Genomic DNA, 12504 nt, shown 5'->3' with positions numbered 1-12504 from the left:
ATTCGATATGACCCAAAAAACATGCCAATCAGAGGCCATACTTCTCCATTCTCCTGTAAAGTGCGGCACGGCTCAGACCAAGTTCACGGGCTGCATCTGTGATATTTCCGTTAAAACGTTTCATCGCCTTTACGATCAATGTCTTCTCCATATCTTCCAGGTCAAAGCCCGTGGCCGTAGTCGGCTGGCCGCCTGAGCTTTTCAGGAATAAGTCATCAGGCTGCAATGTTTTTTCCTGCGAAAGGATCACGGCGCGTTCAATGGCGTGCTGCAATTCTCGGATGTTACCCGGCCAGTTATATTGCTGCATTTTCTTGATCAATGCGCTGCTGATGTCGTTTACGGGGCGGTTGTATTTTTTGCCGTAAAGCTTGAGATAATATTCTGCAAGGGCACTGATGTCTTCCGGGCGCTCGCGCAGTGGCGGCAGGTCCAGTTCAATGGTGTTGATCCTGTAAAGCAAATCCTGGCGAAAGGTTTTTTCGGTCACCATTTTTTCAATGTTCATATTCGTCGCGCAAAGGAGCCGGACATCCAGCGCAATGGGCTTGTTGGAGCCCACACGCGTTACGCGGCGCTCCTGAATGACGGTGAGCAGCTTAGCTTGCAGTGAAAGGGTCAGGTTCCCGATCTCATCCAGGAAAATGGTCCCTCCTTTTGCTTCTTCAAATCTGCCTGCACGGTCTTCCTTAGCATCCGTAAATGCACCCTTAACATGACCAAAAAGCTCGCTTTCGAACAAGCTTTCGCTCAATGCGCCGAGGTCCACAACCACAAAAGGCTTATCCGCCCGTTTGGAATGCTGGTGTATGTGCTTCGCTAACTGCGTTTTACCGGTTCCGTTTTCTCCTAGGATCAGCACATTGGCATCCGTGCCTGCAACGCGTTCGGCAGTGGCCAGCACTTGTTTCATGGATTCGCTGGAAGCAACAATGTCCTCTCCGGCCGACTTGCCTTTCTTGCCGTCATCCTTGCTTTTCTCTTCCGCAACAACCAGTATTTTTTCATTTCCCCCTTCAATTGCACCGCTTATCGTGGCCAATAACTTATCATTTTCCCAAGGCTTTAAGACAAAATCCGTCGCACCCGCTTTAATAGCCCTGATGGCCATTTCAATGTCTCCGTAAGCCGTGATCATGATCACTTTGGAAGCAGGCTTAATATCCAGAATGCGATCCAGCCAGTGAAAGCCTTCCCGGCCGCTGTTCACGTCACGCGTGAAATTCATGTCCAGCAGGATCAGGTTATAATCGCCGTTGGTTACGAGAAATGGCAGTTTTTGGGGATTTTTTTCAATGTCTACCGTTTTGGCGTGGCGTTTCAAAAGAAGTTTGGCCGCACTTAATACGTCCACATCGTCATCGATGATCAGGATTTTTGCTTCAGAGAGTTGCATGGCTGGTTTGGGGTTCCTAAGGGATATTTCCCTTTATTGGCAATTGTTCGGTAAGATAGCAGATGCAATTCGAAATTTAATTTTATAACAAGCGAAAAAGTCACTATTTTACCCAGAAAGGCGCTAAAAATGCTTGTCCGCACCCGAACAAAATTGTCCGTTATCGGACATTTAAAACGGTTTTAAATATGTTTAAAACGCTGATATTAAGGTTTTTGTAGGGCTTTGTCTTCTTTGGCATAGGGATTGGATAGTAAAGATCAAAGTTTAACAGCGAATCCAATCACCAACAATATAATGGAAGTCAAAACACCTAACTCATCCAGCACCAGTAACAACGGTTTCACCGGGGGCTCGACAATGGACAAACTTAAACCAAAGAAATTCTGGACCACACAACGCATCGGAATCATCGCCGGAAGCACATTGCTGGTCGCATTTTTAGTATATCAATTCTTCTTTGCAGATAAGCGTAGCAAACTGAATGTTGAGCAGGATAAGCTAACGGTTTCCACCGTGAAGCAAGGCAAATTCGACGAGTTCATTGTGGTTACCGGGGTTGTGCAGCCACTGAAAACAATCCAGCTGGATGCGATTGTAGGTGGATATGTTACGGAGAAACTCATTGAAGGCGGTAACATGGTAAAACAAGGCGATGTGCTTCTACGACTCGAAAACCAAAACCTGAAACTGAGCTTCCTTCAATCAGAAACGGAGGCGAGCCGACTGGTGAATGATCTTCAAAATACACGTCAGAGCTTGCGTATTGCACGGTTTAATCTTCAAAAGACATTAAGCGAACTTGATTTTCAAATCGATCAGGCCAAGGATGCGCACGATCGTAATACCAAGCTTTATAAGGATAAGGTGATTCCCGATGCCGATTATCTAAAAACAAAAAGAGAATTTGAGCGCCTGACCAAGCAGCGTGACATTGAAGTTGAATCACAAAAATATCAGGAAGAAAACTCCAAAATGCAGATCTCACAGCTGGAAGGAACATTGGCCAGCACGCAGAAAAACGTAAACCTATGGAGACAAACGCTTGAAAATCTTTCGGTTAAGGCGCCTGTTTCCGGCTTGCTTTCTTCAATGAATGTAGAAGTTGGGTCTAATATTAACCAAGGCCAGAACATTGGACAAATCGATGACCTGAACGGTTTCAAAATGCGGGTAAGCGTGGATGAGCATTACATTTCACGGATTTTTGCAGGATTACAAGGTTCAATGGAATTCAACGGGAAAGATTACGGGTTGAAGATCATTAAGATATATCCCGAGGTTTTGAGCGGAAGATTTGAAGTTGATATGCAATTTGACAAAGGTGCTCCTGAATTGATTAAAAGGGGACAGTCTGCTCCAATCCGTCTGCAATTGGGTCAGCCGTCACAAGCAACATTGCTTCCTGTGGGTGGCTTTTTCTCCGAAACCGGCGGAAACTGGGTGTATGTGGTAGGCGACGACGGCAAGCGTGCCGCAAAACGAAAAATCACATTAGGTCGTAAAAACCCCGAATATTTTGAAGTGCTGGAAGGCTTGCAGCCGGGTGAAAAAGTAATCACCAGCTCATACGAGAACTTTGGGGACAATGAAGTGCTGGAATTCTAGGAGGCCGTCGGCAATCGGCCATCAGCTGTCGGCTGTCAGCAATCGATAGCCGATGGCTGACAGTCAAACAACCTCTCTCAATCAATTAAACAATCAATCATAACCAAATGGCTGACAGCCGACCGCTGAAAGCCGATAGCCAATAACAACATGATTAAAATTAGCAACCTTCATAAGATCTTTTCTACTGAGGAAGTGGAAACCACCGCCCTGAATGGCATTGACATGGATGTAAAAGACGGCGAGTTTGTCGCCATCATGGGACCATCCGGTTGTGGAAAATCTACATTATTGAACATCCTCGGTCTGTTGGACAACCCCAGTGAAGGCTCTTATGAATTTTACGGCACGGAGGTGGCTAAAATGTCAGAAAGGCAACGTGCGCAGATCCGCAAGGGCAATATTGGATTTGTATTTCAAAGTTTTAACCTGATTGACGAGCTAACGGTTTATGAGAACGTTGAACTTCCATTACTTTATCTCAAAACACCTCCTGCTGAGCGTAAAGAAAAAGTGGAAGCAGCCCTTACACGCATGAACATGATGCACCGCCGCAACCACTTTCCTCAGCAGCTTTCCGGGGGACAGCAGCAGCGGACCGCCATTGCCCGCGCCGTTGTAGCGACACCAAAAACAATTCTTGCGGATGAGCCTACGGGTAACCTCGACTCCAAAAACGGGGAAGAAGTAATGAACCTGTTGAGCCAGCTGAATGCAGCGGGAACCACCATTCTGATGGTAACGCACTCGCCTTACGACGCAGGTTTCGCGCATCGTATTGTCAACCTTTTTGACGGAAAGATCGTGACCGAAAAAGTGCACGTTTAGCATATCCAGAGCCCAACTACCAGATTTGACCATGAAAAAACTCCTTACCATTTTACTCGCCGGTGTCAGTACACTGGCGATTGCCCAGAAAAAAAACCATCTGAGCAGAAGCATCGATGACGATGGTAAAACATTGTCCATCCGCGTGACTGGCACTATCGACGGAAAGGAGATTGATTTTGAAAAATCGTTTGACGTAGAAGAGCTCACCAAAGAGGAGCGGATGGCACTGCGGGACAAAGTCCTGGATTCCATTGAGGCTGGCAACATGGATCTCCCATCGCCGCCCGCACCAAAATCACCGTCCATTCCAACGCCGCCAACTCCCCCTGCGCCCGTAGAGCCACTTGAACCGGTTCTTTACTCCTCCAATGATGCCGGGGCGCATATCTGGGTTTCGGACAACAATAACGAAAAGACCTCGACTGTTTCCGGCGAAAATGGTTATACCAAGCAGGTAAGATATAATCCTAAGTCCGGTGAGCTTTTCCTGAAATACAGGTTTGTTAAAAGAAACGAGGAATTTATTTACGAAAAGACCGTAAGCGCTTCTGAAAAGTCAGAGGAAGAACGTCAGGACATTATTGATGACTTTGAGATCGAAATAGAACTGCCGGGAAGGGGGATTTAAAGCTTTTCTGATTTTCAATCCAAAATTTACATGCTGCAAAATTACATCAAGATCGCCTGGCGGAATCTGCGTAAACATAAGTTTTACTCGTTTCTGAACGTCTTCGGCCTTGCATTGGGGTTGGCAAGTTGCTTGCTGATCACACTGTATGTCCTGGACGAGCTCAGTTATGATAAATCCTTCAAGCACGCCGATCGTATTCACAGGATTAATGCAGATATCCGTTTTGGCGGTGCAGACATGTCGCTTGCAGTGGCGCCTGATCCGTTTGCTTTTACAATGAAAAAGGATTACCCACAGATAGAACAGGTGGTGAGGTTACGGAATAACGGCAGTCTGCTCGTACGCCGCGCCGAGGTTGCAGAAAATTTTAAAGAAGATCACGTTGTTTACGCCGATTCTACTTTTTTCGAAGTCTTTTCGGTTCCGCTATTGATGGGTGATGCCGAAAAAGCGCTTAGAGATCCTTACACGGTCGTTATTTCGGCCAGCGATGCTGCTAAATTTTTTGGGGATGATAATCCGATGGGCAAAGCGCTGATCGTGGATAATGCTGATACATACACGGTTACAGGCGTCATGCAAGATATTCCCGGGCAATCACATTTGTGCGGGGTGAATATGCTGCTTTCCATGAGCTCCAATGCCGAAAGCCGAACCGGCGCGTGGGGCAGCCATAATTTCAACACCTATTTATTATTCAAAGAAGGTGTTGACCCAAGGGAATTTGAAAAGAATTTTGAAACCGTTTTGCAGAAGTATACGGGCAAGTGGTTGCAAAGCTTCATGGGCGCTTCGCTGGATGAAATGCGCAAATCGGGAAGTTACCTGCGCTATACACTCGTGCCGCTTACAAAAATTCATCTGCATTCCGACCGCACGGCGGAGATCAATGCCAATGGCAATATTCAGTACGTATATATCTTTGCGGTTGTTGCTTTATTCCTCCTCACCATTGCCTGCGTAAATTTTATGAACCTCGCTACGGCGCGCTCTGCGAACCGTGCAAAGGAAGTCGGCGTTCGCAAAGCATTGGGTTCTGAGCGCTCGTCGCTGGTTAGTCAGTTCTTGACAGAGTCGGTGATGTTGAGCTTTTTTTCACTCGCACTGGCCATTATTCTGGCATACCTCACACTTCCTTTTTTTAATAATCTGGCCAGTAAACAGGTTGATTTTCCTATTGGTAATGTTTGGTTTTGGGTTGCAACACTTGTCACCGGCGGCGTTGTAGGTGTTTTGGCGGGAAGCTATCCGGCATTTTTTCTATCCGCTTTTAAGACATTGAAGGTTTTGAAAAACAGCGTTGAGTTGCAGGGTAAGGGAGGTTATCTGCGCAATGCCCTCGTTGTTTTTCAATTTGTGATTTCCGTCATGCTCATTGTAGGCACGGGCGTAATTTACCGCCAGCTCAATTTTATCCAAACCAAGAAGCTAGGCTTTAATAAAGATCAAATGCTGATTGTGAATGACGCTTATGCGCTTGATAATCAGGTTACGTCATTCAAAGAGCAGGTGATGCAGCTTTCCAATGTGGCAAGCGGAACAGTAACCAGCTACTTGCCAACTCCTTCTTCCCGCACCGATAATTCCTTTTTCCCAGTTGGGCAAATGCAGCAGGAAAAAGGCGTTAGCATGCAAAACTGGGCGATTGACTATGATTTTGTTAAAACATTAGGACTGGAAATGGTGAGCGGGCGGCCATTTCAAAAAGAATTTCCGTCTGATTCAACCGGAATTATCATCAACGAAGCTGCTGCAAAAGTGCTCGGCTATGCCGATCCAATTGGGAAAAAAATATTTGGATATAAAGATCAGGAACTCAAACATCGCATTGATTATACAATCATCGGCGTTGTCAAAAATTTTCATTTTGAGTCTTTAAAAAAACACATAGGCGCACTCAGCCTTGTGCTTTCCCGCAGTAATGGAACCGTTGTTTTCAAGCTCGATGGCGGCGATATGGCTCAGACAATCGGCCAGGTTGAACAACTTTGGAAAAAGATGGCGCCGGGACAGCCATTCAATTACCGCTTCATGGACGAAGATTTCAACCAGGTTTACCGCAGCGAACAGCAAGTTGGGAAAATCTTTATCACTTTCGCAGCCATCTCCATTATTATCGGTTGCCTGGGATTATTCGGTTTATCCGCGTACACCGCTGAGCGTCGGACGAAGGAAATTGGTGTCCGGAAAGTGCTTGGAGCCAGCGTAGCCAACATTGTCACACTGCTTTCCAAAGAATTTTTAAGGCTTATCATCATTGCTATTTTGATCGGCACGCCCATCGCCTGGTTCGGGATGAACCAATGGCTTAACGATTTTGCCTATCATGTGGATCTGGCATGGTGGATGTTCCTGGCAGCAGGGGCGATAGCGATTACAATTGCATTGTTAACGGTGAGTTTTCAAAGTATAAAAGCCGCATTGATGAATCCCGTAAAAAGCCTGCGGAGCGAGTAGAGGAAGGTTATCGGCTTTCAGCTGTCGGGATGTTTCAGATATTTTTCAAATAAACGAAAGCCGGATGCTGATTGCCGACGGCCGACAGCCACCTATATGCTCAAAAATTACCTTAAAATCGCCTGGCGGAACTTGTTGAAAAACAAGACATTCAGCCTCATCAGCATTCTTGGTCTTGCATTAGGAATGGCATGCAGCCTGCTCATTATGCTATGGGTCCAGGACGAAATTAAGATGGACCGCTTCCATAAGAACGACGCCCGGATATTCACTGTCATGGAAAATCAGTTCTATTCAGGCGTCATCAACACATTCGCTGCCACGCCCGGAATACTGGCTGATCACATCGTAAAGGACATACCGGAAATTGAAATGGCCAGTCAGTGGCTTTGGGAAGAAGCGCCCGTGCTTGCGGTAGGCAACACATTTGACAATGAAAAAGGGCGCTATGTTCAAGGGGATTTCCTGAGCATTTTCTCCTTCGATTTGAGCCAGGGCGATGCCAAAACAGCCTTAAAACGTCCCGATGGCATTGTCATTTCTCAAAAAATCGCTAACAAATATTTTAAAGGGCAGGATCCGATCGGCAAAACCATCCGCGTGGATAATAAAGATGATGTGATTGTAACCGGCGTCTTGAAGGAAATTCCGGCCTACTCATCCGTAAAATTCGACTTCCTGATGAGTTACGATCGCTGGATCAAAGGCAATAAATGGGCGGAGGAATGGGGGAACAATGGCCCGCGCTGCGTTGTCCTGCTTGATAAAAATGCAGACATAGATAAGGTAAATGCCAAGATAAAAGGTTACCTCAAAACCAAAAACAAAGGCAGCAACATTGATCTGTTCCTGATTAATTATGGCCAGTCTTATCTTTATTCGAAATGGGATTCGGGTAAACAAAATGGCGGGCGGATTGAATATGTCCAGCTTTTCACCATTGTCGCCATCTTTATTCTGGTTATTGCCTGCATTAATTTTATGAACCTTGCTACTGCCCGTTCGGTAAAAAGGGCCAAAGAAGTAGGTTTACGAAAAGTGGTAGGCGCTTATAAATCCAGCCTGGTGGGTCAATTTATGGGAGAGTCGATCCTCATTACGTTGCTTGCGCTGGCTTTTGCGTTAGTCCTGGTTGCCGTGTTGCTGCCTTCATTTAATGCGCTCACAGAAAAGCAGCTGTCCCTGAATTTCTTTAATCCGACATTGCTGATCCTGCTGCTCATTCTGACGACCATTACAGGTGTTTTGGCGGGTAGTTATCCTGCATTGTTTATGTCATCGCTCAATCCGGTGGTTGTGTTGAAAGGCGCGCTGAAATTCAAACCCAGTGCCGCGTATTTCCGGCAGGGGCTGGTCGTTTTTCAGTTTGGCCTTTCCATTCTGCTAATCCTGTCTATGATCGTTGTTTACCGTCAGATTGAATTTATACAAAACAAAAACCTCGGTTTTAATAAAAGCAATCTGTTGTATATCAGTGATGTAGAGAAAGGTATGGCTAAGAATTTCGCATCGTTCAAGCAGGTTCTGGAAAATGAACCCGGCATTCAAGCAGTTACCGTTTCTCAGGCAGGGCCTATGGATTATGGAAGTTCTACGATGGGCGTAAGCTGGCCAGGTAAGGACACTACGCAACAAATGCTGTTCAATGTAAACCCTGTTGGTTTTGATTTTGTAAAAACAATGGGTATTCAATTGCTGGATGGGCGGGATTTCAACCCTGCATTCGGGACTGATACTTCCAATTATCTGGTTAATGAAGCTGCCGCAAAAAAGATCGGCTACAAGGATCCGGTAGGAAAGGAGTTGACCATGTGGCGCAAAAAAGGGAAGATCATCGGACTCATGAAAGACTTTCACATGGGTTCACTTCACGTCGCTATCGAGCCGCTGATTATCAATCTCCAGCCCAAGACAGAGAATTGGGGCGCAGCACTCATTCTGACAGAGCCGGGAAAAACCAAACTTGCGATTGCTAACACGGAGAAGGTTTTTAAGCAGTATAATGTCGGGTTCCCGTTCAAATATCATTTCGCCGATGAAGAGTTTGGGAATCTATACAAAGCCGAAACAGTCGTCAGCAAGCTTTCTAACTATTTTGCTTTTCTCGCGATATTCATTTCATGCCTCGGGCTGTTCGGGTTAGCCGCTTTCACAGCAGAGCAGCGGACAAAGGAAATCGGTGTTCGAAAGGTGCTCGGCGCAAGCGTTACCAATCTGGTCGGGATGCTTTCAATGGACTTTGTAAAACTGGTCGCCATCGCCGCATTGATCGCCTTTCCGATTGCAGGTTACTTTTTACAAAACTGGCTCGAAAAATATGCTTACCGGATCGAAATGGAATGGTGGTATTTTCTGGCAGCAGGCATAGCAGCACTACTAATCGCATTATTCACAGTAAGTTTCCAGGCAATAAAAGCAGCATTAATGAACCCTGTGAAGTCCCTCCGGGGGGAGTAAGAGGGGGGCGGTTATATAAATGGATTGACGATGGTAAGTTTGTTCTCAATCAGCTGGTTATGTTGCAGGTCCTCGGAATATAAGATGCTGCAATTTGCTTCTAACGCTGAGGCAACAATGATGCTGTCGAACAATTGGAAATCGTACTTGCTGAGCAAAAAGGAAGCCTTGTCCATAGTCCTGATGTTAATCGGGATAATGTCGCAAAACGCCAGCAAGCTTATACACTTTTCCAGAACTTCAAGTTTGGGTAACTTTTGCAATCGCTTGGTAACATTCAGATATTCTGAGATTACTTGGACGCTAATCGCCGGTTTCACTGCTAGCAAAGACTCACTGATTCGCCGTTTTTTTTCGTCAGACAAATCATACAGATATACCAAGACGTTTGTGTCCAAAGCTATTTTATTCATCGTAATTATTCGCTTCGTCACGGTCAAACTTAAAGTTGCTCAAATCGACAAGGCTGTCTTTAAAGATTTCGCGAATTTTTTCAATCTTTTGCTCCCTGGCTTCTATTTCAATACCAGCACTTTGAGTAGGATTCCCAATTTCAAAAGCAATCACTTCAACCTGTTTGCCGATCATTTCGTCGGGCAGGTTGAGTGTGTAGGAGTTGCCGGTAGGCACTATGATTTCCCTGATCAGTTCCATAGTTAAATGCATTTTCGTATTACCAAAGTTAACTAAAAAAAGACACAATCATTAGTCACTGTTACCACCATTCCAGCCATGATCAAGAACTATCTTAAAATTGCGGTTCGTAATTTGACGAGGAATAAGATTTTTTCCTTTATCAACATTGCCGGCTTGTCGCTTGGGCTTACCTGCTGTATGCTGATTGTGCTTTACACCAAAGATGAGGTTAGTTTTGACCGCTTTCAGGAGAATAAAGACCAGCTGTTCCGAATCAAAGTTACCATGTCGGACGACCGCGAGACCCGTACGATAGGGAGCACCAACACCATTCACGGGCCAAGTTTCAAGCAGGAAATTCCGGAGATTAAGGACATTGTGAGAGCCCAGAGCAACACATTTGTCACCAGAAAAGGAAATGAGCTGCTGAGCGAAGAAGTGCTTTTTGCCGATAATAATTTCTTCACCGTTTTTTCGATGCCGCTCGTTGCGGGGGATCCCAAAACAGTGCTTGCCAGCGTCAATTCCATTGTGCTGACAGAAGAGGTTGCAGAGAAATATTTTAATACAAAGGATGCCGTCGGGAAAACGATTGAGCTGAAAATCGGTGATAACTTCGAGAAGCTGGTCGTGTCGGGAGTTGCCAAGAAGTGTCCGCAAAATTCCTCCATCCAATTCGGTGCTGTAATCCCTTTTGAATTGCAGGTTACAAGAGGCTGGACAGATAAGGAGTGGTTGGGTTTTTACATGAACACCTTTGTTTTACTACATGAAAAGGCAGATTACAGAACGGTCATTCCAAAATTAAACCAGGTATTCAAGACCAAGTCAGCAGAGGAAATCAGCAAGATCAAAGATTTCGACCAGAAGATCAGTTTCAGCCTGCAGCCTTTCCTGGATATTCATTTGGATAGCGAGACAAGCGATTTACGGAATGGACTTGGTCGCGGCAGCAGTCCAATTTATTCATACATTCTTTCCGGCATAGCGATCTTTATACTGCTCATTGCCTGTATCAATTTTGTGAACTTAACCGTCGCCCGATCGTTAAAGCGCGCGAAGGAAATTGGCATTCGCAAGGTGGTGGGAAGTCAGCGTAAACAATTAATGTATCAGTTTCTTGGTGAGTCTTTCCTGCTGTCGTTTATCGCTTTCTCCTTCGCCATCATTTTAACGCTCGCCGTTTTGCCTACTTTCAATGAGTTGGCCAATAAGCAATTGGCGCTTTCTTATCTGCTGGATATGAAGCTCGTGTCCGGATATTTCGCCTTATTCTTCATTACAGGACTGGTTGCCGGCTTCTATCCTGCATTAGTGCTTTCGGGTTTCAGTCCTGCGCAAACATTGTACAACCGCACCAAACTGACGCAGAAAAATTACCTGACGAAAGGCCTGGTTGTCTTCCAATTTTCATTGTCGGTTTGTCTGGTTATCGGCACCATCGTCATCTATTCTCAATTCGAATATTTGACTAACAAAAACCTGGGTTATAACGATAAAAACCTGATGAGTTTTAGCCTGGGGCGCGGAATGTCAGGGGAACAATATCTGGATGTTGTCAAAGAAGAATTGCAGACCATTGCGGGAATTGAAAAAGTGGGTGCTTTCAATGGCAACTATAATGGCACACTTGGTGATATTGAGACAGGTAAAATAGATTTTGGATACATCGGAGTCGATGATGACTTCCTGAAAACCCTCGAAATTCCGATAGTAAAAGGCCGTAATTTCTCCAAAAGTTTCCCATCCGACCCAATGCAATCGGTTGTGGTGAATGAAGCGTTTGTGAAGCGTGCAGGCTGGGAAAATCCGGTCGGTAAGGTCATCAATTTTGAATGGAAAAACCAGAAAATGACCGTTATAGGCGTGGTGAAAAATTACCATTATGCATCGCTGAAAGACACAATAAAACCTTTGCTGATGACGCAGGACCCGAATTATGGAAAGAGCACATTGTTTTTAAAGTTAGCGAGTGGAAACACGGTAGAAACAGTAAAAACGGTTGAAAAAATATTCCGCAAATACGTGCCGTTCATGCCGTTCGAGTATCAGTTTGAAGACGCAAAAAATCGGAAGCGTTACGAATCCGAGGCGAAATGGAAACAAATGATCACGCTGGCAGCCATGTTATCCATTTTTGTTTCCTGCATCGGCTTGTTCGGCCTGGCCACCTTTAATGCTGAGACACGGGTTAAGGAAATTGGCATTCGAAAAGTGCTGGGAGCCTCCGCAGCCAGTATTGCAGCATTGTTATCCTCCGATTTTATCAAACTCGTATGGATTGCGATTGTCGTAGCGTTACCGTTTTCCTATTATGCAGTGGACATCTGGTTGCAGGATTTCCCTTATCGCATATCCATTTCATGGTGGTACTTTGCAGTTGCAGCCTTGCTGGCGATGAGCGTAGCCATTCTGACAGTCGGATACCAAAGTCTGAAAACAGCTATGCTGGATCCAGTCCAATCATTGAGAAGTGAATAAATCCCTA

At 45.4% G+C, this 12504-nt stretch carries 9 protein-coding genes; 6 read left to right on the top strand and 3 right to left on the bottom strand.

Annotated elements, in window-relative coordinates; translation table 11 throughout:
• Nucleotides 1-28 precede the first annotated feature (28 nt).
• Nucleotides 29-1396, bottom strand: a complete 1368-nt coding sequence (locus MUK70_RS17620; protein ID WP_234607928.1) for a sigma-54-dependent transcriptional regulator — start codon at nt 1394-1396, stop codon at nt 29-31.
• Nucleotides 1397-1756: 360 nt separating this feature from the next.
• Between MUK70_RS17620 and MUK70_RS17615 the strand changes: the two genes are divergently transcribed.
• The 5 genes from MUK70_RS17615 to MUK70_RS17595 all read left to right on the top strand — a co-directional run bounded on the left by MUK70_RS17615 (nt 1757) and on the right by MUK70_RS17595 (nt 9380).
• Nucleotides 1757-3004, top strand: a complete 1248-nt coding sequence (locus MUK70_RS17615; RefSeq protein ID WP_234608137.1) for an efflux RND transporter periplasmic adaptor subunit — start codon at nt 1757-1759, stop codon at nt 3002-3004.
• Nucleotides 3005-3154: 150 nt separating this feature from the next.
• A complete protein-coding gene (locus MUK70_RS17610) occupies nt 3155-3832 on the top strand; it encodes an ABC transporter ATP-binding protein (RefSeq protein WP_026632278.1) in 678 nt (225 codons plus the stop codon).
• Nucleotides 3833-3863: 31 nt separating this feature from the next.
• Complete coding sequence (locus MUK70_RS17605) at nt 3864-4463, top strand: hypothetical protein (RefSeq protein ID WP_234607929.1); 600 nt, start codon at nt 3864-3866, stop codon at nt 4461-4463.
• 30 nt (nt 4464-4493) lie between these two features.
• On the top strand, nt 4494-6923 hold the full coding sequence (locus MUK70_RS17600) for an ABC transporter permease (RefSeq protein ID WP_234654151.1): 2430 nt from the start codon (nt 4494-4496) through the stop codon (nt 6921-6923).
• Between the two features lie 96 nt (nt 6924-7019).
• Nucleotides 7020-9380, top strand: coding sequence for an ABC transporter permease (locus MUK70_RS17595; RefSeq protein WP_234654149.1), 2361 nt, complete (start codon nt 7020-7022; stop codon nt 9378-9380).
• 11 nt (nt 9381-9391) lie between these two features.
• Here MUK70_RS17595 and MUK70_RS17590 read toward each other — a convergent pair whose 3' ends face one another.
• Both MUK70_RS17590 and MUK70_RS17585 read right to left on the bottom strand, forming a co-directional pair.
• On the bottom strand, nt 9392-9793 hold the full coding sequence (locus MUK70_RS17590; RefSeq protein ID WP_234654147.1) for a PIN domain-containing protein: 402 nt from the start codon (nt 9791-9793) through the stop codon (nt 9392-9394).
• A complete protein-coding gene (locus tag MUK70_RS17585) occupies nt 9786-10034 on the bottom strand; it encodes a hypothetical protein (RefSeq protein WP_244784441.1) in 249 nt (82 codons plus the stop codon). The genes MUK70_RS17590 and MUK70_RS17585 overlap by 8 nt, the downstream gene beginning before the upstream one ends.
• Before the next feature lie 78 nt (nt 10035-10112).
• On the opposite strand from MUK70_RS17585, the gene MUK70_RS17580 reads away from it, so the two are divergent.
• Nucleotides 10113-12497, top strand: coding sequence for an ABC transporter permease (locus tag MUK70_RS17580; protein WP_234654142.1), 2385 nt, complete (start codon nt 10113-10115; stop codon nt 12495-12497).
• Nucleotides 12498-12504: the final 7 nt, after the last annotated feature.

The sequence above is a fragment of the Dyadobacter chenwenxiniae genome (assembly GCF_022869785.1).
Taxonomy (GTDB): Bacteria; Bacteroidota; Bacteroidia; order Cytophagales; family Spirosomataceae; genus Dyadobacter; species Dyadobacter chenwenxiniae.
This window is presented reverse-complemented; position numbering and strand designations above follow the sequence as displayed.